Here is a 24,228-nt window from a genome sequence, read left to right on the forward strand (position 1 = left end):
CGTGCCCGCTCGGCGACCAGGCAGGCGGGCGGGCGGGCGGGCAGGCAAGCGGCCAGCGGGCAGGAGCGCGACCGCCTGGAGGCGCGGCGCCGGTCCCCGAAACCGGCGCCGCGCCTCCAGGCGGGCACCTCCACCGCGTGACGCGTCCGCCCGACGCCCCACCGGCTTGTCCCCCGATCAGGGGTGGCCCGCCACCGAGAGTGCGCGGAACGTCCATCGGGGGACGCCGATCCTGTACCCCGACCGCGCATCACGTGTTGTGTCGTAGGCATGGAACGACAGCCGGCCCACGAGACCGACCGCCCCGCCCCGCCGACGCGCGCGGCGGGAGCCGACACCAGTCGTTCCGACGCTCCGCACCGAATGGGCGACATGAACGTCGACGTCATCCTCCCCTGTCTCGACGAGGCCGATGCCCTCCCCGAGGTCCTGGGCCGACTCCCGCGCGGCCACCGCGCGATCGTCGTCGACAACGGCTCGACCGACGGCTCCGCCGACGTCGCCCGGGCCCACGGCGCCTTGGTCGTGACCGAACCGGTGAAGGGCTTCGGCTCGGCCTGCGCCGCCGGGGTCGCCGCCGCCACGGCCGAGTACGTCGCCTTCTGCGACGCCGACGCCTCGATGGACCCGGCCGAGCTCGTCCCGCTCGTCGCCCGCGTGGCCACGGGACACACCGACCTCGCTCTCGGACGCCGCGTGCCGACCACGCCGGGCGCCTGGGCACCGCACGCCCGGTTCGCGAACCGCGTCCTCGCGGTCCTCATGCGTCGCGCGACCGGGTACCGGCTGCGCGACCTCGGCCCGATGCGCGTGATGCGTCGCGCGGACCTGGTCTCCCTCGACCTGCGGGACCGCCGCAGCGGCTACCCGCTCGAGATGGTCCTCGCGGCGCACGCCGCCGGGTGGCGCGTCGACGAGTCCGACATCGGGTACGCGCAGCGCATCGGCGACAGCAAGGTCACCGGCACGCTCCGCGGCACCGTCAACGCCGTCAAGGACATGTCGCGTCTGCTGCGCGAGTACCGCCGGGAGGCGCGACCCGCCGTCGTCGCACCCGCTCCGGTCCGCCACGTGGCCGGTCCCACCCACTCCGAGGAGGTCCACTCATGACGACCGACATCACCGTCGCGGTGGTCGCGAAGGAGTGCCTGCCCGGCCGGGTCAAGACCCGCCTGACGCCGGCGCTCACCCCCGAGGGTGCCGCACGGGTCGCCGCCGCGAGCCTCGCGGACACGCTGGCGACCGTCCGTGCGCTGCCCGCCGCCCGACGGGTGCTGTTCTACGACGGCACGGTGCTGCCGACCGGTGCCGAGGGCTTCGACGTCATCCACCAGACCACGGGCCGCCTCGACGAGCGGCTCGGTGCACTGTTCGACGCCGTCGACGGCCCGACGCTGCTCGTCGGCATGGACACGCCGCAGTTCGGGCCGGCCGACGTCGCACCGGTGTTCGACGAGCCGCAGCGCGACGCCTGGTTCGGCCCGGCCGAGGACGGCGGCTTCTGGTCCCTCTACCTGCGCGACCCGGACGGCGACCTGCTCCGCGGCGTGCCGATGTCGCAGGACGACACCGGTGCGGTCCAGTTCGCCCGCCTGACGGACGCCGGCCTCGACGCGGGCACCCTCGGGGTCCTGCTCGACGTCGACACCGTGCCGGATGCCGGGCGCGTCGCCGCCCTCGTGCCCGACTCCGCGTTCGCCGCCGCACTGCAGGCCGAGACCACGGGGGCACTCCGATGACCATGGAAGCACCCGTCTCCTTCGGGGCCGGCGGTGGCGAACCGTACGCGCGTGCGCTCCGCACCGACGGTCGCATCCGGCTGACGGACACCTCCCGACCGGACCGGGCGGTCACGCTCGACGTCGGCCGCTGGAGCGCCGCGGCGGACCGCATCGACCGGTCACTCCTCGACGGTGCGGACGGGCCGGTGATCGACATCGGCTGCGGGCCGGGGCGGATGCTCGTCGCCGCGCGAACCCTCGGCATCCCGTCGCTCGGCGTGGACGTCTCCGCCGACGCCGTGGCGATCGCCCGACGCTCCGGCGGGACGGCGATCCAGGGCTCGGTCTTCGACCCGGTCCCCGACGAGGGGCACTGGGACACGGCGCTCGTGATCGACGGGAACATCGGCATCGGCGGCGACCCGGCGGCCCTGCTCGCCCGGTGCCGCGAGATCGTGCGCGTCGGTGGCCGCGTGGTCGTCGAGACCCACGTCGACCGCACCGCCGACCGGGTGTACACCGCCCGCGTGGTGGACGCCGACGGCCACCAGAGCGCGGGCTTCCCGTGGGCCGAGGTGGGCGTCGACGCCCTGCTCGACCACGCCGAGACGGTCGGCCTCGTGGCGAAGCAGAGCTGGACCGCCGAGGGCCGGACCTTCTGCGAGCTGCTCGCCTGAGCATTCCTTCTTTTGTGTCATGCAAAAGAAGGAGGTAGTGTGGTGGTCATCAAGCCGACGGCGTCGCGGTCGCCGGCCCGGTGACCGACGACCCTCGGCACGACGACGAGGAGCATCCATGCAGAACCGTCAGAACCCCCTGGGCGGCGCGTACGTGACCGGCCTCGAGAACCGTGACGAGCTCGGCGCCTACGCGGTGGACGCCGCCTGGCGACCGATCGGCACCTACACCGGAACCGGGATCGGGCGTGCGCTCGGCCGGTTCGTCGACACGCAGTCCCGTCGGCCCGGTACCGCGACGTCCTCGACGCGAACGGCCACCGGTTCGCTGCGGACCGCGACGGGCTCGTTCCGCACGGCCTGACGCCGTCCCCGTACCGCGAGCGGTCGTCCACCCGGGGTGTCCCCCTTTCTCCCCGGTGCGGACGGCCGCTCGCTCCTCGTCCACAGGCGCGCTCGTCGTCCACAGGCGCGACGTTCCTGGGCGTGCCGACCCGCGCGATGCCAGGATGGACGCATGAACGACCGCGCCGGCACCCCTGCCACTGCAGACGACCTCGTCGACCTCGACGCCCTCATCGCCGCGTACCACGACCGCGTCCCGGACGTCTCCGTCCCCGAGCAGAAGGTCGTCTTCGGCACCTCGGGCCACCGCGGCTCCTCGCTGGACTCCGCGTTCAACGACACCCACATCGCCGCGATCACGCAGGCGATCGTCGAGTACCGCACGTTGCAGGGCACCGACGGCCCGCTCTTCATCGGCCGTGACACGCACGCGCTGTCCGGCCCCGCCGAACGCACCGCGCTCGAGGTCCTCGCCGCCAACGGCGTGCACGTCCTCGCCGACAGCGAGAACGGCTACGTCCCCACCCCGGCGCTCAGCCACGCGATCATCGCGTACAACCGTGCCGGCAACGCGGACACGGCGGACGGCATCGTCATCACGCCCAGCCACAACCCGCCCCGCGACGGCGGCTTCAAGTACAACCCGCCGCACGGTGGCCCGGCGGACAGTGACGCGACGAGCTGGATCGCCGAGCGCGCGAACGCGATCATCGCCGGCGGCAACGCCGAGGTCCAGCGCACCGAACACGCCTCGCCCGACCGCTACGACTTCCTCGGCGCCTACGTCGCCGACCTCGAGAACATCATCGACATCGACGCGATCAAGCGTGCCGGCGTGAAGATCGGCGCCGACCCGCTCGGTGGTGCGTCGCTCCCCTACTGGAACCGAATCCGCGACCACTACGGGCTCGACCTCACGGTGGTCAACCCGGACGTCGACCCCACCTGGTCGTTCATGACCCTCGACTGGGACGGCAAGATCCGGATGGACCCGTCGAGCCCGAGCGCGATGGCCTCGGTCGTCGCGCGCAAGGACGACTACGACGTCCTCACCGGCAACGACGCCGACTCCGACCGGCACGGCATCGTCACGCCCGACGGCGGCCTGATGAACCCGAACCACTACCTCGCCGTGGCGATCGAGTACCTCTACGCGCACCGTCCGGCCTGGCGCGACGACGCCGCGATCGGCAAGACCCTCGTGTCGTCGAGCATCATCGACCGCGTGGCCGAGTCCCTCGGTCGTCGCCTGTGGGAGGTCCCGGTCGGCTTCAAGTGGTTCGTCCCGGGCCTGATCGACGGTTCCGTGGCCTTCGGCGGCGAGGAGTCGGCGGGCGCGTCGTTCCTCCGCAAGGACGGCACCGCGTGGACCACCGACAAGGACGGCATCATCCTGGCGCTCCTGGCGTCGGAGATCATCGCGGTCACCGGCAAGACCCCGTCGCAGCTCTACGACGAGCTGACCGAACGCTTCGGCGCCCCGGTCTACCAGCGTGTCGACGCCGCCGCGAGCAAGGAGCAGAAGGCCCGCCTGTCGAAGCTCGACGGTGACGCCATCACCGCCGAGACCCTCGCGGGCGACCCGATCACGGCGAAGCTGTCGAGGGCTCCGGGCAACGACGCGGCCGTCGGCGGCGTGAAGGTCGTCACCGACAAGGCGTGGTTCGCGGCCCGCCCGTCCGGCACCGAGGACGTCTACAAGATCTACGCCGAGAGCTTCGTCGGGCAGGAGCACCTCGCACAGGTGCAGCGCGAAGCCAAGGAGATCGTCGACGCCGCACTCGGGGCCTGAGGTCCGGCGCGGATGGGGTGGTTCGGCCGGAAGCAGGACGATCGGCACGACGAGCCCGCCCCGACGCTCGTGGTGCTCGCCCAGCGAGCCCTCGCCGAGCGCGGCATGGAGACCACGGTCGAGGTGCCGGCCGGCGAGCAGGCTCGCCTGGTCGGCGCCGACGGCCGGGTCTTCCTGCTCGAGAACCTCGCGGCGCAGGTGCACGGTGAGACCCCGGACGTGCAGGCCGACATGGTCGCCGAGCACTTCGACCGGATGATCCAGGCGTACAGCGAGCCGGCACCCGAGGAGCTCGGCGCCGACGAGCTGCGGCAGCGTATCCGACTGCGGATCCTGCCGGACCCCAGCGTGGACGGCGGCACGGGCCTCGGCGCCGGCCCGTCCGACCCCACCGACCTCGACTACGCCCGACCGTTCGCTCCCGGGCTGGTGCTCGGGCTGTGCGTCGACTACCCGACGATGGTGAGCACGCTGTCGGGTCCGACCCTGCCGCGGCTCGCGCTCGGCATCGACGAGCTCTTCGCCTTCGGGCAGCTGGGCACCGACGACGAACCGGTGGACGAGCACGCCGAGATCGCCCCCGGGGTGTTCATCGTCGAGGGCGAGTCCCTGTTCGTCGCGTCGAAGGCGGTCAACCTCCCGGCGCTCTTCGGCGCCGCCGGGTTCGGCACGGTGTTCGCGATCCCGCACCGGCACCTCCTGCTCGCCGTCCCGATCCGTGACGCGTCGAGCATCACCTCGGTGCAGATGCTCGCCAGCCTGGTCGTGCAGGTGCTCACGGACGGCGAGCACGGCCTGCCCGGCGGGGTGCTGAGCCCCCTGCTGTACTTCTCGCGCAACGGCCGGGTCAGCGCGGTGTCCGGCTTCGACGACGAGACGGGCGCGATGCGCATCGAGGTGGACGAGCGGTTCCAAGAAGCCCTCGAACAGGCCGCCGCAGCGTCCTGACGCACCGCACGTCACGCTCGGGCGTACTGTGACGGCGTCGGGAGCGCTCACGAGGGCGTTCCGACAGACGCCACCGAAACCGGTGCCGGTGCTGCCGATCCACTCAGGAACCCACTCCGGCGCGACCCTTCACCTTGCGGCAGATGTAACTTTGCAGCCAGCGCAAAGTTTCCGGGAGACCCTGCACATGACCCAGACCGCGACCGCACCCGCGGCACCCACCACCTCGTCCAACGCCGTGATGAACCACCGGCAGATCCTGCTGGTCATCTACGGCCTGATGGCGGGGATGTTCCTCGGCGCCCTCGACCAGACGATCGTCGGCACCGCGATCCGCACGATCGGCGACGACCTGCACGGCCTCGACCAGCAGGCCTGGGTGACGACCGGCTACCTCATCGCGTCGACGATCACGACGCCGATCTACGGCAAGCTGTCCGACATCTTCGGCCGGCGTCCGCTGTTCCTCACCGCGATCGGCATCTTCATCGTCGGGTCGTTCGCCGCGTCGTTCTCGACCTCGATGCTCATGCTCGCCGGCTTCCGCGCACTGCAGGGCCTCGGCGCCGGCGGTCTGATGTCCCTGCCGCTCGCCATCATGGGCGACATGCTCGCCCCGCGCGAGCGCGCCAAGTACCAGGGCTACTTCCTGGCGGTCTTCGGCATCTCGAGCGTCATCGGCCCGCTGGTCGGCGGTGTCTTCGCCGGGGCGGACCAGCTGCTGTTCATCGCCGGGTGGCGCTGGGTGTTCCTGATCAACGTGCCGATCGGCATCATCGCGCTCTTCATGGTGCTGACCTTCCTGCACCTGCCGAAGTTCGGCGACCGCGGCAAGCCCCGGATCGACTGGTGGGGCGCGACGCTCGTCATCGTGACCCTGGTGCCGCTGCTCCTCATCGCCGAGCAGGGCCGCGAGTGGGGCTGGGACTCCCCCGGCGCCTTCGCCTGCTACGCGATCGGTGCGCTCGGGCTCATCGCGTTCATCATCGTCGAACGGGCGATGGGCGACGACGCGATCCTGCCGCTGAAGCTGTTCGGCTCGCGGGTGTTCTCGATGTCGGCGATCCTGTCGGTCCTCGTCGGCTTCGGCATGTTCGGCGCGATGCTCACCATCCCGCTGTACCTGCAGATCGTGAAGGGCGTCACGCCGACCGAGTCCGGGTTCGCGATGCTCCCGATGGTGCTCGGTCTGATGATCTCGTCGATCGCCTCGGGCCAGATCATCTCGCGGACCGGCAACTACCAGGTCTTCCCGATCACCGGCACGGCGTTCACGGCCATCGGGTTCACCGTCCTGACGTTCCTCACCGCCGAACGCCCCCTCTGGTTCCTGATGCTCGGCATGTTCGGCATCGGCCTCGGGCTCGGGCAGCTCATGCAGACCCTGACCCTGGCGGCGCAGAACTCCGTCAGCCCGCGGGACATCGGCGTCGCGACGAGCGCCGCCACGTTCTTCCGCCAGATCGGCGGCACCATGGGCACCGCCGTGCTGCTGTCCGTCCTGTTCACGCTCATGCCGACGAACATCACGACGGCGATGCAGAACGAGGGAGACCTGAAGAGCGCCCTGAACGCCGCACTCACCCCGTCGGTCGCGAACGCGTCGGACAACAAGGGCGTGATGGACCAGATCTGGAACAAGATCGTCGACCCGGTGCAGCAGAACGTCCAGGACGGTCTCGACAAGGGCGCCGCCCAGGCCAAGGAGGCCGCGGACGCCGCCGTCACGAAGCAGGTCACCGCTGCCGTCCAGCAGCAGGTCGCGGCCGGCACGGTCCCCGAGGCCTCGGCGGACACGGTCATCGCCCAGCAGGTCGCCGCCGCGAAGCCCGCCGCCGAGCAGCAGGCACTCGAGACCGCCGCGTCGAAGGCGAACGCCGAGGTCGTGGACGGCACGCTGCAGGTGGACTACTCGAACGCCGACCAGCGCCAGAACGTCGTCGACGAGGTCGCTCCGACGCTCGTCGAGCAGCTCAAAAGTGGTGACTCGAGCGCGAGTTCCTCGACCAGCTCGTCGACGAGCGACACGTCGTTCCTCAACGGCGCGGACAAGCGCCTCACCCGGCCGTTCCTCGTCGGGTTCAGCGACTCCGCCGTGGTCGTCTACTACGTCGGCCTCGCCGTGATCCTGCTCGCCTTCGTGCTCACCTGGTTCTTCCGCGTGCCGCCGCTCCGCAAGGTCTCGGCACTGCAGGAGCAGGCGAACACCGAGCGCGCGGACAACGAGCGGGCGACCGCCGACGCGGACCGCCTGACCGTGGACGCCCAGCACGCAGCCGCCCGGACGGGATCGCTCGTCTCGCCGGACACCGGCTCGATGGCGGTCGTGCCGACCTCGCCGGACGTGGTCTCGCAGCCGCGCTCGGCCGGTTCCGCGGTCGGTGTCGGTGTCGGGCAGTCGACGACCCGGTCGGGCGGAGCAGCCGGCGGTGCCTCCACCGTCTCCCTCGACGGCACCCGCGCACCGCTGCCCGACGCGACCACGCACGGCGCGCACTCCGCCGCCGCGCCGGTCGACGAGCCGCCCACCACCACGGGCGCGATCCGCACCCGAGCCGCGCACGCCGCAACGGACGCGACCACGGACACCACCGGCGGCGACGCTGCGGAGGCGAGCCGCGCCTCCAGGCCCGACGAGCACGGGCACGGGCGTCACTCAGCCGAGTAGCGACGTGGTCAGCCCGTCGATGCGTCCGACGGGCTGACCACGTCGAACGACGCCCCCGGCAGTCGTCGGCGCATCACGTCGACGGCGACCGGGTTGTCGTCCACGAGCACGAACCGCCGGCCGAGCGCGCGGGCCACCGCGCCCGTCGTCCCGCTGCCGGCGAAGAAGTCGAGGACCCAGTCGCCCTCGCGCGACGAGGCCTGCACGATGCGGCGCAGCACGCCCTCGGGCTTCTGCGTCGGGTAGCCGGTCTTCTCCCTGCCGGTCGGGGACACGATCGTGTGCCACCACACGTCCGTCGGGAGCTTGCCGCGCGCACGCTTCTCGGGCGTGACGAGTCCCGGTGCCATGTAGGGCTCACGATCGACCGCCTCGGAGTCGAACCAGTACCGCGACGGGTCCTTCACGTAGACGAGGATCGTGTCGTGCTTCGTCGGCCACCGTGACCGGGACTTCGCACCGAAGTCGTACGCCCAGACGATCTCGTTGAGGAAGGACTCCCGGCCGAACAGGGCGTCGAGCAGGACCTTGGCGTAGTGCGACTCGCGGTAGTCGAGGTGGAGGTAGAGGGTGCCGTCCTCGGCGAGGAGCCGCCACGCCTCGAACAGCCGCGGTTCGAGGAACGACCAGTAGTCCTCGAACCGGTCGTCGAAGCGCATGAGGTCGCCGCGGACGCGCTCGTAGGAGCTCCCTCGGAAACCCGTCACCCGCTCGCGCCGGCGATCGGCAGCTGCGGCCTCGTCGCCGACCGTCGGCTCGCGGACCGCGGCGCTCGCGTGCCGACGCTGGTAGCGGCCGGTGTTGAACGGCGGGTCGAGGTACACGAGCGTGAACGAGCCGTCCGCCAGGGTCGGCAGGACGTCGAGGTTGTCGCCGAGGACCACCCGGTCCGGTCCTCGATCGTCGCCGCTGTGCACGTGCACCATTCTGGTCCACGCGGCGTCCCGTCCCCGCGGAGTCCGCGGGCCGGGCTCAGCCGCAGGTCACCTGGGAGATCGTCGCGTCGTCCTCCGGCAGCCACGCGCCGCCGGCCCAGACGTCCACCGGTTCGCCCGCGCGCAGTGCCGTCGCCACCACGAGGTCGTGCGGACCGGGCAGCGTCGCGACCTCCTCGTCGACGGAGAACTGCACGGTCGCCGAGTCGCAGGACGTGTCGGGTGTGACCTCCCACCCGGCGCAGCCGTAGTCGACGCAGCCGTCCGGCCAGGAGCCGTCGGCGTCCTCGGCGTCGGAGTCGAGCGGGCTCCGGGTCAGCGCCACGGGGTGCTCCGGTGCGGTGGAGCAGGTGACGTCGCGGATGCCGCCCCACTCCTCGGACCCCTGCTCGGTGAGGACGAGCGGTCGCCCGGAGGTCAGCACGACCGTGCGGGTGTCGGTGCGCACGTCGTCACCGCCCTCGGTGGCGGAGAACCCGACCGTGACCCGGGCCGGCCCGTCGCACTCGCTGTCGATCTGCCACGACCAGCAGCCGTCCGCGAAGTCGATCGCTCCGCAGGTCGCCTGCCACGTCTCGTCGTCGCCGATGAACGACGCGGTGACCGTGCCGTCGTCCGAGGTCCACGGCGCCTGGTCCCCCGCGTCCGGTGCGTCCTGGTCCGGTGCGTCGTCGTCCGGGCCGCTGTCGTCCGGGACGCTGCCGTCGGGTGCGGTGTCCTGGAGTCCGTACGCGAGCGTCTGCCCGTCGCTCTGCAAGGCACGGACGACCGGGTCGACGGCCGTCGTCGCGCCGACGACGAGCACGAGCGCGGCGGCACCCGCGGTCACGGCGACGACCGTACGAGTGCGGTGGCGCAACGGCGAACGCTTCGGTGCTGTGTCCGCCACGAACGGCCGCACGGTGGGCAGCCCCCACGCCGCCGCCTCCCAGGCAGCCACGGCTGCGTCCTCGTCGAGGTCCGGGAACGCCGCCCGTGCCCGCGCCGGGACCTCCGTCCGCCGCCACACCGCTGCATCGTCCCGGATCGAGGCCGCGGTCCGGTCAGCGAGCTCGCCCGCCCGCGCGGAGCACACCACCAGTACCGCGATCCCGGCCACGAGCGGCAGGAGTCCGACCACGGCCAGACCACCGAGCGCCGCGACGACGATGACCGCGGCGAGCGCGAGGATCGCCACCACGAGGCCGATCCACTGCGCGACGCGGACGCGGCGGGCTGCGGCCGGCACGAAACCCCGGAACGACCGCGGTACCGGGGCCCAGAAGCGCCAGCCCTCGGGTGCGGGCGGGATCCCCGGTGCGGGCGACCACCCCGGTGCGGGCTCGGCGGCCTGGTGCAGTTCCACCCACTCGGCGGAGGGTGTCGGCCACCCGGGAGGCGTCCGGAAGCGGAACGGCGGGGTCGTCTCGTGCTGCACGATCAGACCCTAGCCCGGCGTCCAGCGCGCACACAGGCCCTTCTTCGGGAGGGGCGTAGCGTCTGCTCCATGGCGACACCCGAGGTCCGGAACGACACCGACAAGCAGCAGTACTCCCTCGTCGAGGACGGCGAGGTGATCGGCTTCGCGGCGTACGAGGTCGACGGCGACGAGATCCGCTTCGTCCACACCGAGGTGGACCCCGCGCACCGCGGCGGTGGTCACGCCTCGATCCTCGTCGAGCACGCGCTGGACGACGTCCGCTCGGGGTCCTCGCGCCGGGTCGTCCCGCAGTGCAGCTACGTCGCGGCCTGGATCGAGCGGCACCCGGACTACCAGGAGCTCACGACCCGCTGACGCGGCCCGCGCGTTGCCGGCTCCCGCCAGGACGAGTCGTCAGTACGACCGGTCGTGCGTCCCGGCCCGCACCGCGTGCCGACCGGCGCTGCGCACCGCCGGCACCTTGATGAGCACGCTCCCGCTGAGCAGGTCGTGGTCGTCGTCCGCCGGCGTCGGTGCTTCCCTCGGGAGGCGCGACTGCCGTTCGTACTCCGCTTGCGTCTCGTGACGGGTCGGCGCGAACACCTCGTCCATCATCGAGACCACACCGCCGGATCCGCCGCTGCGCGTGGCCTTGTTCGACAGGTCGATCCACCCCACGCGATCGGCGATCCACATCACGACGGCCGCGGCGGCCGCCGCCCCCAGGAGGATCAACCAGTTCACGCACACGACGCTACGTCGGTGATCGGACGGGGACATCCGCCGCGCGGAGGATTCTCACGATCCACATGGCTCGTTCTTCAGGACGACACCCACACTGGTCCTGCGGCCGTCCGGAACCCCCCTCTCCGGGCGGCCGACCACGTGCGGCAGGAACCCCACAGTGCCCCCGACCGTCCGGGCGGCCGACCACGTGCGGACCGTGCGGCCGGACGCGTTCCAGCGCTGCGTGCCAGGATGGCGACGTGCTCGACGACGCAGACCGGGACCTCATGCGGGCGTTCGCCCGCTACATCGAGAAGGCGAACGAACTCGCCGCCGCCGAACAGCAGGCGGTGACCACACCAATCGGTGAACGGATCGGCGCCCACCTCGGCGTCGACCCACAGTCGGTCCCCGTGGTCACCGAGGAGTTCCCCGACCACCGCCTCGTCGACGCCGACATCGCCCTCGAGGAGCTCGCCGGCACCGACCCCGACGCCCTCGTCGGCATCGCGGGCGACGACAGCCGGTTCCACAGCTCCGTCAGCGAGTTCATCGCGAACCCCCACATGCGGTGGGCGCCCGGCCCCGTGAGCTACGCCACCCGGGCCACCGGTGCCGACACCACCCGTCGGGTCGTGTCGTTCGGCCTCCGGTTCCTCACCTTCGACGACGCTCCGGTCGCGGTCGTCCAGCGGTCGGCCAAGCCGGAGTACGGCCGTGGGCGCGCCAGCCTCGAGATCCTCTCCCCCGACCAGGACGCCGCCACCGCGTTCCTGCTCCGCCTCCGTGCCCTGATGATCGAGCGGAGCGTGCTGCGCGGTCAGGTCCTGTCGTTCGTGCAGTCCGAGTACGGGTCCGATGCCGGGGCGACGTTCCTGCGCCGACCCGAGGTCGATGCCGAGGACGTCGTCCTCGGCGCGGGCGTGCTCGACGAGGTGGTCGACCACGTCGTGGGGATCGGCGAGCAGCGTGCGGCGCTCCTCGCGGCCGGACAGCACCTCAAGCGCGGTGTGCTCCTCTACGGCCCTCCCGGGACGGGCAAGACGCTCACGATCCGGCACCTCCTCACCCGGACGACCGGGGTCACCGCGATCCTGCTCACCGGCTCGAGCATCGCGGCGATCGGTGCCGCGGCCGAGATCGCCCGGACGTTCCAGCCGTCACTCGTCGTGATGGAGGACATCGACCTCGTCGCGATGGAACGCCTCAGCTCCCCGCAGCCGCTGCTGTTCGAGGTGCTCGACGCCCTCGACGGGCTCGACGGCGACGCGGACGTCGCCTTCGTGATGACCACGAACCGGGTGTCCGTGCTCGAACGCGCCCTCGCGGACCGTCCCGGCCGGGTCGACCTCGCCGTGGAGATCCCGCTCCCCGCCCTGCCCGAGCGCGTCCGGCTCTTCCGTCGGTACGCCGGCTCGCTGCCCTTCTCCGAGGCCGCCCTCGCCGAGGCGGCCGAGCGTGCCGAGGGCACGACGGGCTCCTTCGCCAAGGAGCTCATGCGGCGGAGCGTCCTCGGTGCGGCCCTGCGCGGTGCCGAGCCCGCGGACGTCGACCTGCGTGCAGCGCTCGACTCGCTGCTCACCGAGCGGAGCGCCCTGACCCGGAAGCTGCTCGGAACCCGCTCCGCCGACGACACCGATGACACCGGCGAGCCCGACGACGACGAGGAGGACGACGCCGAGCACGAGGTCACCTTCAGTGGCTCGTACGTCGCGCCCGTGAACCAGGCCTTCCTCCGCCCGGGCCGGTCGTCGGGCGCCATCGACCTTGTCCTCCGTGCCCCCGCCGACGACGACGACGCCAACGACGACGAGGACGATCAGCCCAGGTCGTAGGTCCGCTGTCCGGCTTCGAACCCCTTCGGCACGACGCCCACGTACCAGTACGTCACCACGTCACCACGCCGGACCGCCTCCGGCGCATCGCTGAGCGGTCGCGCCCGGAGCGTCAGTCCGCCGGGCTCCGGCACGGTGATCGACATCCGCGTCGTGGCCCCGCACGGAGCGTCCGTCCGCCCGAGCACGTCCGCGACGTCGGCTCCGGCCGTCGCGCGGAAGTACTCGCCGTCGACACCGTTGCACGCGAGCAGCAGGTCCCAGTCGCCGGCCGGGACGTTCTCGAGGGTCACCATGCCCTCGCCGGAACCCCCGGCCCCACCGCGACCGTGCTCGGGGTCGGTGATCGCCGTCTCCATCAGCGACGTCCACCGCTGCAGCCCGGACTGTGCGTCGCTCGAGGCGTCGTCCGGCGCACCGTCCGAGCACCCCGCGAGGGCGGTCGCGACGAGGCCGACTCCGACGAGTACCGACAACGGACGGGGTGATCTGCGCACCTGCCGACCCTAGGGGGTGCCGTGCGCGGTCGACAGCCGCCCGATCAGGGGACGCGCTCGAGCCACTCCCGCGTCGCGAACTTCGACGCCACGAGCTCCTGCGCCCGCCGCCGCTCGTCCGCGGTCACGTGCCCCTCGTGCGCCCCGTACAGCTTCGTGAAGGTCGCGATGAGCCGGTCGATGATCTCCGCACGGGTGAGGCCGGTCTGCGAGCGCAGCGGATCGACGCGCTTCGCAGCCGAGGTCGTCCCTTTGTCGCTCATCTTCTCGCGACCGATGCGGAGCACCTGCACCATCTTCTCGCCGTCCATGTCGTAGCTCATGGTGGCGTGGTGCAGCAGCGATCCGGTGCCGAGCCGCTTCTGTGCTGCGCCGCCGATCTTGCCCTTGGTCGACGAGATGTCGTTGAGCGGCTGGTAGTAGGCCTCGATGCCGAGGGACTTCAGCGCCTCGATCACCCACTCGTCGAGGTACGCGTACGAGTCGGCGAAGGTCATGCCCTGCACGAGGTCGGTCGGCACGTACAGCGAGTACGAGATGATCGCGCCCGCGTCCATGAACATCGCGCCGCCGCCGGAGATCCGACGGACGACCTCGACGCCGTACTTCGCGGCACCCTCGGGGTCGACCTCGTTCTTGAGGGACTGGAACGACCCGATGACGACGGCCGGCTGGTCCCACTCCCAGATGCGCAGGGTCGGGCCGCGGCGACCGGCCCCGACCTCTTCCGTGAGGACCTGGTCGAGCGCGAGGTGCTCGTTCGGGCTGATCGGCCCCTCGTGGATGATCTCCCAGTCGTACTCACGCCAGGTCGACGCGCGCGACAGGGCACGGCGGACGGCGACCCCGACGGACTCGGGCGTGAACCCGAGCAGGACGGCGTCCTCCGGCAGGGCGGCACGGACGGCGGCGGCGATGCCCGCGGCATCGGTCGTGGCCGGCAGCCCGTCCACGGCGGCGTCGATGAGCGGCAGCGCGTCGTCCGGTTCGAGGAAGAAGTCCCCGGCGAGCCGGAACTGGTCGATCACCCCGTCGACGACCTCGAGGTCGACGACGACCAGCTTGCCTCCCGGGACCTTGTACTCACCGTGCACACCACGAGCCTACGCCGCGTCGGACTGGAGGCGCGGGGCGGCGCCGCCCCGCGCCTCCTGGCCGTCAGCCGGTACCGTCTCAGGACGTGCGCGCGACCGCCCGGTCCAGCCACGCGACCAGGTCCGCGACGACCTCGTCGCGGTTGGTCTCGTTGTAGACCTCGTGCCGCGCCCCCTCGTACACCCGCACGGTGACGTCGGAGAGCCCACCGCGCCGCCGGTACGCCTGCGCGAGGCGCTCGACCGACCGCGGGCCGCCGAGCGAGTCCTCGGAGCCGACCTGCAGCAGCATCGGCAGGTCGTGCGCGATGCCCCGACGCGGGACCCCGAGCAGCCGGAGGGCGTCCCGCAGCCCGAAGAGGCCGATGACGTCCGCTTCGACCGCGAGCGGGTCGGCCGCGACGGCCTCGATGACCGCCCGGTCCCGGGTGAGCCACTCGAACTTCGTCGGCCCCGAGCCCGCGTGCCGGGCGTTCAGGTCGCCGCTGTTCATCCACCCCGGCAACCGGTACGCGCTCGCGGAGAGGACGACCCCGTCGTAGGACCCGGACGACGTGTTCACGATCCGCTGGGCCATCAGCGAGCCCCACGAGTGGCCGAGCAGCACGAGTGGGACGCCGGGGGTGTCCTCGCGCGCGACGGCGCTCATCTGCTCGACGGCCGCGATCGCGGCCCGCAGGCCCCCGGGGCCGAGCCGTCCGAGCTTGGCGTGGTCGCCGTCCCACTGCGCGAGGCCGGTCCGACCGTGCCCGCGGTGGTCGTTCGCGTGCACGGTCCAGCCCGCGCGGACGAGGTCCTGCGCGAGCGGCTCGTACCGGAGTCCGTGCTCGCCGACCCCGTGCGCGATCTGCACGATGCCCTTCGGACGCGCCGCACGCCAGGTCGAGTAGACGATCTCGACGCCGTGCGCGTCGGTGAACGAGGCGTCGCCTCGCGCTGCGGAGAAGGTGGGCACGTGAGCATCCTCGCAGACGGGTCGGACGCAGCCAGGTGGCCGCCGGTGTTCACCCGGCGTTCACGCAGCGGGTTCGGAGCAGGCCTAGCGTCTCGCGCATGGACGTCCTCGTCACCGTCGTGCTGGTGATCGTGGTGGCCCTCGTGTTCGACTTCACGAACGGCTTCCACGACACCGCGAACGCCATGGCCACCTCGGTCGCCACGGGTGCCCTCAAGCCCCGCACCGCCGTGCTCATCTCCGCCGTCCTCAACGTGGTCGGCGCGTTCCTGTCCACCGAGGTCGCGAAGACCGTCTCGCAGGGCATCATCCGCGAGGGGCAGGACGGCATCCACATCTCGCCGACCATGATCTTCGCGGGACTCGTCGGCGCCGTCCTCTGGAACCTCGCCACCTGGTACTTCGGCCTCCCGTCGTCCTCGACGCACGCGCTCTTCGGCGGGCTCATCGGCGCGTCGATCATCGGCGCGGGCCTGAACTCGGTCGACTGGGCGACGGTCGTCTCGAAGGTCGTCCTGCCGGCCCTGCTCTCCCCCGTCATCGCGGGCGTCATCGCCCTCGTCGCGACGTACATCGCCTACACGCTGACGAAGAACGCGACCACCCACGGTGCAGCCACGGGCTTCCGGCACGGCCAGACGATCTCGGCGTCGCTCGTGTCGCTCGCCCACGGGACGAACGACGCGCAGAAGACGATGGGCGTCATCACGCTCACCCTCATCGCCGCGAACTACCAGTCCGCCGGTACCGGCCCGGCGCTCTGGGTGATCCTGGCGTGCGGCCTCGCGATCGGCCTCGGCACCTACATGGGCGGCTGGCGGATCATGCAGACCGTCGGCAAGAAGATCTCCAACGTGCAGTCCCCGCAGGGCTTCGCGGCGGAGACCAGCTCGGCGGCGACGATCCTCGTGTCCTCGCACCTCGGCTTCGCGCTCTCGACCACCCACGTCACGAGCGGCTCGGTGATCGGCTCCGGCCTCGGCAAGAAGCTCGCCGACGTGCACTGGTCGGTCGTCGGTCGCATCGTCGTCGCGTGGGTGATCACGCTGCCCGCAGCCGCGGTCGTCGGTGCCCTCGCCACCTGGGTCGCGTCGACGTCCACCATCGGGCTCGTCCTGGTCGCGGTGCTCGCCCTGGCCGCAGGCCTCACGTTCTACGCCCTCGCCAAGCGGCGCCCGGTCTCGCACGAGGACATCACCGCGGACGAGGCCGAGCGCGAGCCCGTCGCGGCCCGGAACTGAAGGGGACGACGATGGACATCGACTTCACCAGCATCGGCACCGTCGCGGGGGTCGGCTTCGTGGCCGCGGTCGGCGTGGTGCTCCTCTACACGCTCGGGCTGCGGCTGCTCGGCACCGGCCAACCGGTCGACGCCGGGGGCGAGCACACCCAGTACGCGCAGGAGACCCCGAGGTCCGGCCACACGCCCCCGCTCGCGCTGGCGGGTGCCGGGCTGTGCTTCGCGGTCTGCATCGCTGCCGTGCTCTTCGGCATCTGGATGACGATCCCGCAGTTCCACTGAGCGCCGCGCGGGCGCGCGGGCGCGCGGGCGCGCGGGCGCGCGGGCGCGCGGGCGCGCGGGCGCGCGGGCGCGCGCTTGGTGAGCAGAAACGGTCGGGTCCGCACGCCGGACCCGACCGTTTCTGCTCACCATGCGTGACGGGAGGCGCGGCTCGCGTGTGCAGACCCGCTCACGCCCGTCGCGCCTCCCGTCCGACGGCGCGGGACGCGCGAACGCCCGCGCCCGCAGGCGCGCCCAGGCGCGCGCAGGCGCGCGCTCGGTGAGCAGAAATGGTCGGGTCCGCACGCCGGACCCGACCATTTCTGCTCACCATGCGGCGCCGGCGCCCGCGCCCGCGCGCGGACGCAGCGCCTCAGTGGGCGCTGTAGCCGCCGTCGACCAGGTGGTAGCTGCCGCTGATGAAGGACGCCTTGTCGCTGAGCAGGAACAGCACCAGGGCCGCGACCTCGGCATCGGTGCCGAGGCGCCTCGCCGCGTGCTCGGCCTCGAGCGCGGTGAGCGCCTCGGGCGAGAGCGACGCGCGCACGAGCGGCGTGTCGATGAAGCCCGGGCCGACCGCGTTCGTCCGGACGCCCTGCGCCGTGTACTCGAGGGCGGCGACCTTCGTCAGGCCGACCAGCGCGTGCTTCGACGCCACGTAGGCGGCGTTCTGCGCGATGCCGACCGAGCCGAGCACCGACGACATGTTCACGATCGCACCACCGCCGGCGGCGACCATCGCGGGGATCTCGTAGCGGAGGCCGTAGAACACCCCGTCGAGGTCCACCGCACGCACGCGGTCCCACGCGGCGACGTCGTACTCGCCGATGGGCTGCGGTGCGGCGCCGATGCCGGCGTTGTTCACCGCGAGGTGCAGGGCTCCGTAGGTGTCCACGGCGAACTGCACCATGCGCTCGTTGTCGGCGGCGACGGCCGAGTTGGCCTCGAACGCACTCGCCGTCCCGCCGGTTTCCTCGATCGACGTCACGACCCGCTGTGCGGCGTCGAGCTTGATGTCGGTGACGACGACCGTCGCGCCCGCAGCGGCGAGCTCCTTCGCGACGGCCTCGCCGATCCCGCTGCCGCCACCGGTGACGATGGCGACCTTGCCCTCGAACTCGGACATGATTCCTTCTCTCTGGACAACACCTGTTGTTCAACAGCACGATACACCCGAAAATCAGTTCGTTCGCTGAACTAATTTGCTAGGCTAACGACCCGTGACCGACGCCACCGACCTCCGCATCGCGGTGAACCGCCTCTCCCGCACGCTCCGTGCACAGAAGGCCGACACCACCGTCAGCGATGCCCAGTTCTCCGCGCTCGCCCGACTGCACCGCGACGGCCCGATGACCCTCGCCGAACTCAGCCGGCAGGACGGCGTCACCCCACCGTCGATGACGAAGACGATCGCCGTCCTCGTCGAGCGCGGCCTCGTCTCGAAGGGCGACCACGGCGATGACCGCCGCAAGGTCCTGCTCGGGGCGACCGGTGCCGGTGCCGCGTTCGTCGAGGAGACCCGTCGTCGTCGGGACGGCTGGCTCACCCCGCGGCTCGCCGAGCTCACCGACGCAGAACGGCGGACCCTCGCGGACGCCACCGAGATCATGAGGAGGCTGGCCCAGCAGTGACCGCCATGTTCCGCTCCCTGTCCGGCCGCAACTACCGCATCTGGTTCGCCGGCGCCCTGGTGTCCAACGTCGGCACCTGGATGCAGCGCACCGCCCAGGACTGGATCGTCCTGACGAAGCTGTCCGACAACGACGCCATCGCGGTCGGCATCACGATGGCCCTGCAGTTCGGTCCGCAGCTGCTCCTCCTGCCCCTGACCGGGCTCGCCGCCGACCGGTTCGACCGGCGCAAGATGCTCATGCTGACGCAGGGGCTGATGGGCGCCCTCGGCCTGGGGCTCGGCATCATGGTGCTGACCGACACCGCCACGATCTGGTCGCTCTACGGGTTCGCCCTCGCGCTCGGCATCGTCGCCGCGTTCGACACCCCGATCCGCCAGGCCTTCGTGTCCGACGTCGTGCAGGGCGAGAACGTCGCCAACGCCGTGGCGCTCAACTCGGCCTCCTTCAACGCCGCCAGGCTCATCGGCCCCGCGGTCGCCGGCGTGCTCATCGCGGCGATCGGCTCCGGCTGGGTGTTCGTCATCAACGCCGCCTCGTTCCTGGCCGTGCTCATCGCGCTCCGCTTCGTCGACCCCGCACAGCTCGCCGAGCGGATCCGGCCGAAGCGCGGCAAGGGGCAGATCCTCGCGGGCTTCCAGTACGTGCGGACGCGGCCGGACATCATCGTCGTGCTCTGCATGATCTTCGTCGTCGGGACCTTCGGCGTGAACTTCCCGATCTTCACCTCGACCATGGCCCGCGTCGAGTTCCACAAGGGGGCGGGCGAGTTCGGCCTGCTCAACTCGGTCATGGCGATCGGTTCGGTCGCCGGCGCCCTGCTCTCCGCACGCCGCGACCGCCCGCGGATGCGCACGCTCGTCGTCGCCTCCGCCGGGTTCGGCCTGGCCTGCGTCGCGGCCGCCGTCGCCCCGACGTACTGGTCGTTCGCGATCGTCCTGGTGTTCGTCGGACTCGCGTCGCTGACGTTCATGACGACCGCGAACGCCCTCGTCCAGACCACCACGAAGCCCGCGATGCGCGGACGGGTGATGGCCCTCTACATGGCGATCTTCGCGGGCGGCACCCCCATCGGCGCCCCGATCGTCGGCGCCGTCGCCGACGCGTGGGGTCCGCGCTGGGCCATCGCCGTCGGCGCGGCATCGGGGTTCGTGGCCCTGGCGATCGCGCTCGTGTGGCTCATCCGGTACGAGCGCTTCCGGGTGCGGTACGACGCGGACACCCGGCTGCACCTGGCGATCACGCACGCGGTGCCGGTCGTGGGGACCCGCGCGTCGCGCGCGGCGCTGCGGCAGGACCTGGAGCGCGACGAGGCGGTCGCGGACCGGTCCAGCGCGGTCTGACGTGACCGCCTGACGGACGGGAGGCGCGGGTCGGCCCCGCACCGCGCCTCCCGTCCGTCGTCACATCGGTCCAGGGCGCGGTCCGGCACACGGGTTCGGGCGCGGCTCAGCGCGCGTTCAGCGCGGCTCAGCGCGCGGGTTCGGGCGCGGCGAAGACGCGTTCGTCGAGGGCCTGCACCACCAGGTCCGCCGCCGCCGCGAGCCGCTCCCCCGCGGCGCGGGCTGCCAGGACCGCGCCGTCGTCGGACACCGACTCGAGGCCCGCTCGGGTGTCCGCGAACGCACGCACCTCGTCGGCGATGCACGACGGCGCCACGTCGGCGAGGCACTCGTCCGCCCGCCGCGCGAGGAACCGCAGCGACCGCGGACTGTGCTCGTCCAGGAGCAGGAACGCCGCGGCGTCCTCCGGCCCGGGCGTGTGGTGGTCGCGGCCGCGCTGGAACGCCTCGCCGGCGCCGCACGCCCGGAGCGCCGTCGTCCAGGACGCACCCGACTCCGGGTCGAGCAGCCCCGACGCGAGCAGTCGCGCCGTGGCCGAACACCGCTGCAGCGCACGGCCGAGCGTGAAGAACTCCCAGACCTCGTCGTGGCTCGCATCGGCCTCGACGACCCCGATCGCCAGGGCGCTGCGCTCCCGCACCCACGCCAGGAACTCATGGGCACGATCGGGCGCGACCTTGCGGGGCATCCGCGACCGGGTGACGTTGAGGCAGTCCCACAGTTCGGTGGAGACGACCTCACGGGCACGCCGCGCGTTGTCCCGCGCGACCGCGACGGCCGACGCGATGGACGCCGGTTCGTGCCGGTCGAGGGCGAGGGAGTCGATCGTCGACGCCCGGTCCGGGTCGTTCGCCGGTCCCGCGGCCCCCACGACCGCCCGGAGCTCGGCGGCGACCGCCCGGTCGTGCTCGACCCCGGCGGGCTCACCGCGGGCGACGTACACGTCGAGCATGCGCGCGACGACCTCGGCCCGTTCCACGGCGCTCCCGACGTGGAACACGCTCCCCGCGAGTCGGCTCAGCACGTCGGCTCCTGCATGCCGTGAACCTACTGACCGGGGATTGCGAGGGTGTTTCGTCGCCGCGTCACGGGTGTTGCGGCTCTGAGCGGACCCCGCTGGTGCGCCCGTGTGCCGGGTCCGATCCTGGACGTCCGGCGTGCGTCCCCGGTCCACTCTCCGCGCTCGCTAGACAATCTAACTAGAGCGTCTAGCATTGTGACCATGAGTACCGAGGTGACGACGAGCGCCGCGGGGTTCTGGTACGGCGAGGATTCCCGGGTCGACGCGGTGGACGTGCTGAACGCACTCCGCAGGTACCGGAGCGCCGAGAGCGCGGCACAGCGACGCGCGCGTGAGGCACTGGGCATCGGCGAGAACGCCCTGCTCGCCCTCCGCGCACTCCTCGACGCCGAAGAGGCCGGCCGCACGGTCAATGCGAAGGACCTCGCCGAGCACCTCGACATCACCCCGGCGTCGACGTCGGCACTCGTCGACCGGCTCGTCCGGAGCGGGCACGTCGAACGCCACCCGGACCCGAACGACCGTCGCGGCGTCATCCTGACCGCGTCCGGTGGCTCGATGCGCCAGGTGCTCCGGGTGATCGACCAGCTCGACTCCCGCGCGGTCGAGGCGACCGAGCACCTGTCGACCGACGACATGGCCGTCATCGTGTCGTTCCTCGACGAGATGGTCCGCGTCGTGGACGGCGTCGACGTCGCCGGTCGTGGGCACCGCGTCAGCCGGTCCGCGTAGCCTGCTGGCATGGCAGACACGGGCACCGACGGCACCGCGACGCCCGCGCCGCACGACCCCGAGGACGACATGCCCCTGGCGGAGCTCGACGCCCGGGCCCGCGCGGACGCCGCACTCCGTCGGATCCAGGCCGGTGCCGATCCCGCGCGCGAGGCGTTCGACCTCGCCAACACGATGAACGACGAAACCGTGGGGCGCCTGACGAACGCACTCCGACGGTTCCTCGGACGGGACGAGCGCCGCACGGCCCGGCGTGACGACCTGCGCTAGAACGCCGTGCCGACGGCAGCGATGTCGTCGCCGCCGTGTCCCGCAGCGCTGGCGTCGGCGTAGACCCGGCCCAGTGCGTCGAGCAGGACCGTCGACACCCCCGTGCTGCGCGCGGCGTCGGTGATGAGGCCGATGTCCTTCCGGAGACCGTCGAGCGCGAACTGCGCCGGGAACGATCCCTCGATGATCGACCCGCCCTTGGCGTGCGCGTAGGCCGAGTCGCTGGCGCTGCCGTCGATCGCCTCGAGGAAGAGCGCCGGGTCCAGCCCGAGCGACTTCGCGACCGCGAGCGACTGCCCGGTCGCGGCCGTGATCGACGCGATCCAGGCGTTCGCCGCGAGCTTGAGCGCGGTCCCGGCACCGACCTGATCCCCCGCACGCACGGTCTTCGCGCCGATCGCGTCGAGCACCGGGTCGATGCGGTCGAGCACGTCCGCAGGGCCGGCGGCGAGCATCGTCAGGGTGCCCTGCTCAGCGGGTGCCTTCGTGCCGAGCATCGTCGCCTCGACGAGGGTGATCCCGTACTTCGCGGCGAGCTGCACGACGGTCTCGGTGCCGGCGACGCCGATCGTGGAGCACTGCACCCACACGGCGTCGGTCGGGGCGTCGCCCGCGGAGGCCTCGAGGACGTCCACCACCGCGTCCGTGTCGAAGAGCGTGAGCAGCACGACCTCGGCATCGGTCACCGCTGCACCGGGGTCGTCCGCCACGGTCGCACCCTGCTCACCCAGCGGAGCGGCCTTGTCGGCGCTCCGGTTCCACACGGTCACCGTGTGGCCCTCGCGGAGCAGCGACCCAGCCACCCCGGCACCCATCGCCCCGGTCCCCAGTACCGTCACCCGCACGCGCGTCTCCGTCCCTGCGCCGCACCGTGCGGTCGCCCGTTCGACGGTACGCGCCGTCGATCAGAGCAGTCCGCGGTCCCGGAGCCACACCGCCGGGTCGACCGCCACCCCACCGTGGAGGACCTCGAAGTGCAGGTGCGACCCGGTCGAGACGCCGGTGTTCCCCACGGCGCCGATGCGCTGCCCCGCCGTCACGGTCTGACCCACCCGCACACCGATCTGGGAGAGGTGCCCGTACCGGGTCTGGGAGCCGTCGGCGTGCTGCAGCAGGACCTGGTTGCCGTACCCGCCGACGACCCCGGCGGACACCACGCGTCCGGACATCGCCGCGACGACGGCCGTCCCCTCGCGCGCGGCGAAGTCGAGCCCCTGGTGGTTCGTCGAACAGGCACCGCAGCCGCTGACCCACCGCGAGCCGAAGCCGCCCGCTACCGGGATCGTCCCCGCGACGGGCCTCGCCGCCGAGGCGCCGGAAGCCGGCTCGGACGTCGGAGCCGCTGCCGCACGACGCTCGGGTGCCCGGCCGATCGCGAAGCCGTCCCGCTCGGCGCGGGCGGTCGACGTCGCCGAGGTCGTGTACTCCTGCACGTCGAGCGCGGGGAGCATCGACGTCGCGCTCGCTGCGGTCGCCGTCTGCGGTGTGGCGACGGTGACGAACAGGCACGCGGCGACGGCGGTCGCGGTGAGCGGGACGGCCCGTGCGGACGCGAAGGCCGAGCCGATCGAACGGAGCGGCAGCGTGATCGCCTGGGTGACGGCATGCCCGAGGGCAGTGGGGCGGATTGCGAGCGTCTCGGTGCGCAGCGTCCGTCGCGACGGCAGGGGCTGCGGGTTCCCTGCGCTGGTGGAGACCGGGGCGGCGGGAGGGGACACCGCCGCCCCGGTGGTCGAGTGGGTGACGGCTCCGGTCGTCACGGTCGGGGACACGACCGGGACGGCCAGCGGGGCCGACGCAGCCCGGCGGGCCGACGGTCTGGCTGCCGGCGGGGTCGACGGCTCGGACGCCGGGGGTGTCGGCGCGGGCGACGCCGCGGGGACATCGGGATGCCGGAGGCTGGCGGTGCCCGGAACGTCGGTGCCCGGCGTCTCGATGCTCGGAGCGGCGGCGCGCAGCGGCGTGGCGCCGGTGCCGGTGCCGGTGCCGGGCGCGGTGGTCGGGTCCGCCGCCGCACGCTCTGCCGCACGGCGAGCACGACGGGTGGGGACCGGCTCGACCCCGGCCGGGGCGTTCGCCGCGTGGCGAGCGGCGCCCCGCGGGCGCATCGGCAGGCGGTCCGTCGTCGTGGACATCGG

Annotated in this window: 25 protein-coding genes; 15 read left to right on the forward strand and 10 right to left on the reverse strand. The window is 72.3% G+C overall.

The genetic code is table 11. The annotated features are described in order from the left end of the window. Window positions 1-363: 363 nt before the first annotated feature. From WFH25_RS11580 to WFH25_RS11610, 7 genes are all read left to right on the forward strand, one after another. Entirely contained in the window at window positions 364-1,110 is a 747-nt protein-coding gene (locus WFH25_RS11580) for a glycosyltransferase family 2 protein (protein WP_336697785.1), read from the forward strand. After that, window positions 1,107-1,739, forward strand: a complete 633-nt coding sequence (locus tag WFH25_RS11585; RefSeq protein ID WP_336697786.1) for a TIGR04282 family arsenosugar biosynthesis glycosyltransferase — start codon at window positions 1,107-1,109, stop codon at window positions 1,737-1,739. The genes WFH25_RS11580 and WFH25_RS11585 overlap by 4 nt, the downstream gene beginning before the upstream one ends. Beyond that, entirely contained in the window at window positions 1,736-2,398 is a 663-nt protein-coding gene (locus WFH25_RS11590; protein WP_070416955.1) for a class I SAM-dependent methyltransferase, read from the forward strand. The genes WFH25_RS11585 and WFH25_RS11590 overlap by 4 nt, the downstream gene beginning before the upstream one ends. Before the next feature lie 118 nt (window positions 2,399-2,516). Next, window positions 2,517-2,762: a hypothetical protein gene (locus tag WFH25_RS11595; protein ID WP_071295066.1), complete on the forward strand. Its 246-nt coding sequence runs from the start codon at window positions 2,517-2,519 to the stop codon at window positions 2,760-2,762. A 153-nt stretch (window positions 2,763-2,915) separates the two neighbouring features. Continuing rightward, window positions 2,916-4,535, forward strand: coding sequence for a phosphoglucomutase (alpha-D-glucose-1,6-bisphosphate-dependent) (gene pgm / locus WFH25_RS11600; RefSeq protein ID WP_336697787.1), 1,620 nt, complete (start codon window positions 2,916-2,918; stop codon window positions 4,533-4,535). Window positions 4,536-4,547: 12 nt separating this feature from the next. Continuing rightward, window positions 4,548-5,483 carry a hypothetical protein gene (locus WFH25_RS11605; RefSeq protein ID WP_336697788.1) on the forward strand — a complete coding sequence of 312 codons (936 nt, stop codon included), beginning with the start codon at window positions 4,548-4,550 and terminating at the stop codon, window positions 5,481-5,483. A gap of 187 nt (window positions 5,484-5,670) precedes the next feature. Beyond that, entirely contained in the window at window positions 5,671-8,151 is a 2,481-nt protein-coding gene (locus WFH25_RS11610) for an MDR family MFS transporter (RefSeq protein ID WP_336697789.1), read from the forward strand. 8 nt (window positions 8,152-8,159) lie between these two features. Here WFH25_RS11610 and WFH25_RS11615 read toward each other — a convergent pair whose 3' ends face one another. Together WFH25_RS11615 and WFH25_RS11620 are read right to left on the reverse strand one after the other, a co-directional pair. Continuing rightward, window positions 8,160-9,077, reverse strand: coding sequence for a DNA-methyltransferase (locus tag WFH25_RS11615; RefSeq protein WP_442892410.1), 918 nt, complete (start codon window positions 9,075-9,077; stop codon window positions 8,160-8,162). Window positions 9,078-9,123: 46 nt separating this feature from the next. After that, window positions 9,124-10,503: a hypothetical protein gene (locus WFH25_RS11620; protein WP_336697791.1), complete on the reverse strand. Its 1,380-nt coding sequence runs from the start codon at window positions 10,501-10,503 to the stop codon at window positions 9,124-9,126. 69 nt (window positions 10,504-10,572) lie between these two features. Between WFH25_RS11620 and WFH25_RS11625 the strand changes: the two genes are divergently transcribed. Continuing rightward, window positions 10,573-10,860, forward strand: coding sequence for a GNAT family N-acetyltransferase (locus WFH25_RS11625; protein WP_070416961.1), 288 nt, complete (start codon window positions 10,573-10,575; stop codon window positions 10,858-10,860). 39 nt (window positions 10,861-10,899) lie between these two features. Here the strand turns inward: WFH25_RS11625 and WFH25_RS11630 are convergent, their stop codons facing one another. After that, the gene (locus tag WFH25_RS11630) at window positions 10,900-11,229 is read right to left on the reverse strand and encodes a hypothetical protein (protein WP_336697792.1); all 330 of its coding nucleotides are present in this window, start codon (window positions 11,227-11,229) and stop codon (window positions 10,900-10,902) included. A 242-nt stretch (window positions 11,230-11,471) separates the two neighbouring features. Between WFH25_RS11630 and WFH25_RS11635 the strand changes: the two genes are divergently transcribed. Continuing rightward, window positions 11,472-13,046 carry an AAA family ATPase gene (locus WFH25_RS11635; protein WP_336697793.1) on the forward strand — a complete coding sequence of 525 codons (1,575 nt, stop codon included), beginning with the start codon at window positions 11,472-11,474 and terminating at the stop codon, window positions 13,044-13,046. Here WFH25_RS11635 and WFH25_RS11640 read toward each other — a convergent pair. The 3 genes from WFH25_RS11640 to WFH25_RS11650 all read right to left on the reverse strand — a co-directional run bounded on the left by WFH25_RS11640 (window position 13,031) and on the right by WFH25_RS11650 (window position 15,592). Then, on the reverse strand, window positions 13,031-13,543 hold the full coding sequence (locus WFH25_RS11640) for a hypothetical protein (protein ID WP_336697794.1): 513 nt from the start codon (window positions 13,541-13,543) through the stop codon (window positions 13,031-13,033). The genes WFH25_RS11635 and WFH25_RS11640 overlap by 16 nt on opposite strands. 44 nt (window positions 13,544-13,587) lie before the next feature. Then, window positions 13,588-14,637 (reverse strand): lipoate--protein ligase family protein, encoded by a 1,050-nt coding sequence (locus WFH25_RS11645; RefSeq protein WP_070416964.1) that lies wholly within the window; start codon window positions 14,635-14,637, stop codon window positions 13,588-13,590. Window positions 14,638-14,716: 79 nt separating this feature from the next. After that, on the reverse strand, window positions 14,717-15,592 hold the full coding sequence (locus WFH25_RS11650) for an alpha/beta fold hydrolase (protein WP_071295057.1): 876 nt from the start codon (window positions 15,590-15,592) through the stop codon (window positions 14,717-14,719). Window positions 15,593-15,690: 98 nt separating this feature from the next. Between WFH25_RS11650 and WFH25_RS11655 the strand changes: the two genes are divergently transcribed. Together WFH25_RS11655 and WFH25_RS11660 are read left to right on the forward strand one after the other, a co-directional pair. Then, a complete protein-coding gene (locus WFH25_RS11655; protein ID WP_336697795.1) occupies window positions 15,691-16,833 on the forward strand; it encodes an inorganic phosphate transporter in 1,143 nt (380 codons plus the stop codon). 11 nt (window positions 16,834-16,844) lie between these two features. Next, complete coding sequence (locus WFH25_RS11660; RefSeq protein WP_071303526.1) at window positions 16,845-17,114, forward strand: hypothetical protein; 270 nt, start codon at window positions 16,845-16,847, stop codon at window positions 17,112-17,114. Window positions 17,115-17,466: 352 nt separating this feature from the next. On the opposite strand, the gene WFH25_RS11665 is transcribed toward WFH25_RS11660, so the two are convergent. Beyond that, window positions 17,467-18,219 carry an SDR family NAD(P)-dependent oxidoreductase gene (locus WFH25_RS11665; protein WP_336697796.1) on the reverse strand — a complete coding sequence of 251 codons (753 nt, stop codon included), beginning with the start codon at window positions 18,217-18,219 and terminating at the stop codon, window positions 17,467-17,469. A 94-nt stretch (window positions 18,220-18,313) separates the two neighbouring features. On the opposite strand from WFH25_RS11665, the gene WFH25_RS11670 reads away from it, so the two are divergent. Beyond that, entirely contained in the window at window positions 18,314-18,724 is a 411-nt protein-coding gene (locus tag WFH25_RS11670) for a MarR family winged helix-turn-helix transcriptional regulator (protein WP_070416969.1), read from the forward strand. Window positions 18,725-18,729: 5 nt separating this feature from the next. After that, window positions 18,730-20,067 (forward strand): MFS transporter, encoded by a 1,338-nt coding sequence (locus WFH25_RS11675; RefSeq protein WP_070419235.1) that lies wholly within the window; start codon window positions 18,730-18,732, stop codon window positions 20,065-20,067. Between the two features lie 127 nt (window positions 20,068-20,194). Here the strand turns inward: WFH25_RS11675 and WFH25_RS11680 are convergent, their stop codons facing one another. Next, a complete protein-coding gene (locus WFH25_RS11680; RefSeq protein WP_070416970.1) occupies window positions 20,195-21,091 on the reverse strand; it encodes an alpha-E domain-containing protein in 897 nt (298 codons plus the stop codon). Window positions 21,092-21,289: 198 nt separating this feature from the next. On the opposite strand from WFH25_RS11680, the gene WFH25_RS11685 reads away from it, so the two are divergent. Further along, the gene (locus WFH25_RS11685; protein WP_070419236.1) at window positions 21,290-21,820 is read left to right on the forward strand and encodes a MarR family winged helix-turn-helix transcriptional regulator; all 531 of its coding nucleotides are present in this window, start codon (window positions 21,290-21,292) and stop codon (window positions 21,818-21,820) included. 9 nt (window positions 21,821-21,829) lie between these two features. Beyond that, entirely contained in the window at window positions 21,830-22,090 is a 261-nt protein-coding gene (locus WFH25_RS11690; RefSeq protein WP_336697797.1) for a hypothetical protein, read from the forward strand. On the opposite strand, the gene WFH25_RS11695 is transcribed toward WFH25_RS11690, so the two are convergent. Both WFH25_RS11695 and WFH25_RS11700 read right to left on the reverse strand, forming a co-directional pair. After that, window positions 22,087-22,935: an NAD(P)-dependent oxidoreductase gene (locus WFH25_RS11695; protein ID WP_336697798.1), complete on the reverse strand. Its 849-nt coding sequence runs from the start codon at window positions 22,933-22,935 to the stop codon at window positions 22,087-22,089. The genes WFH25_RS11690 and WFH25_RS11695 overlap by 4 nt on opposite strands. Before the next feature lie 60 nt (window positions 22,936-22,995). Beyond that, window positions 22,996-24,225, reverse strand: a complete 1,230-nt coding sequence (locus WFH25_RS11700) for a M23 family metallopeptidase (protein ID WP_336697799.1) — start codon at window positions 24,223-24,225, stop codon at window positions 22,996-22,998. Between the last annotated feature and the right edge of the window lie 3 nt (window positions 24,226-24,228).

The sequence above is a fragment of the Curtobacterium sp. USHLN213 genome (assembly GCF_037144815.1).
Taxonomy (GTDB): domain Bacteria; phylum Actinomycetota; class Actinomycetes; order Actinomycetales; family Microbacteriaceae; genus Curtobacterium.

Coding starts and splice junctions, on each gene's coding strand:
- WFH25_RS11580 (WP_336697785.1), top strand. CDS start 364: ATGGGCGACATGAACGTCGACGTCATCCTCCCCTGTCTCGACGAGGCC.
- WFH25_RS11585 (WP_336697786.1), top strand. CDS start 1,107: ATGACGACCGACATCACCGTCGCGGTGGTCGCGAAGGAGTGCCTGCCC.
- WFH25_RS11590 (WP_070416955.1), top strand. CDS start 1,736: ATGACCATGGAAGCACCCGTCTCCTTCGGGGCCGGCGGTGGCGAACCG.
- WFH25_RS11595 (WP_071295066.1), top strand. CDS start 2,517: ATGCAGAACCGTCAGAACCCCCTGGGCGGCGCGTACGTGACCGGCCTC.
- pgm (WP_336697787.1), top strand. CDS start 2,916: ATGAACGACCGCGCCGGCACCCCTGCCACTGCAGACGACCTCGTCGAC.
- WFH25_RS11605 (WP_336697788.1), top strand. CDS start 4,548: ATGGGGTGGTTCGGCCGGAAGCAGGACGATCGGCACGACGAGCCCGCC.
- WFH25_RS11610 (WP_336697789.1), top strand. CDS start 5,671: ATGACCCAGACCGCGACCGCACCCGCGGCACCCACCACCTCGTCCAAC.
- WFH25_RS11615 (WP_442892410.1), bottom strand. CDS start 9,077: ATGGTGCACGTGCACAGCGGCGACGATCGAGGACCGGACCGGGTGGTC.
- WFH25_RS11625 (WP_070416961.1), top strand. CDS start 10,573: ATGGCGACACCCGAGGTCCGGAACGACACCGACAAGCAGCAGTACTCC.
- WFH25_RS11655 (WP_336697795.1), top strand. CDS start 15,691: ATGGACGTCCTCGTCACCGTCGTGCTGGTGATCGTGGTGGCCCTCGTG.
- WFH25_RS11660 (WP_071303526.1), top strand. CDS start 16,845: ATGGACATCGACTTCACCAGCATCGGCACCGTCGCGGGGGTCGGCTTC.
- WFH25_RS11665 (WP_336697796.1), bottom strand. CDS start 18,219: ATGTCCGAGTTCGAGGGCAAGGTCGCCATCGTCACCGGTGGCGGCAGC.
- WFH25_RS11675 (WP_070419235.1), top strand. CDS start 18,730: ATGTTCCGCTCCCTGTCCGGCCGCAACTACCGCATCTGGTTCGCCGGC.
- WFH25_RS11685 (WP_070419236.1), top strand. CDS start 21,290: ATGAGTACCGAGGTGACGACGAGCGCCGCGGGGTTCTGGTACGGCGAG.
- WFH25_RS11690 (WP_336697797.1), top strand. CDS start 21,830: ATGGCAGACACGGGCACCGACGGCACCGCGACGCCCGCGCCGCACGAC.
- WFH25_RS11700 (WP_336697799.1), bottom strand. CDS start 24,225: ATGTCCACGACGACGGACCGCCTGCCGATGCGCCCGCGGGGCGCCGCT.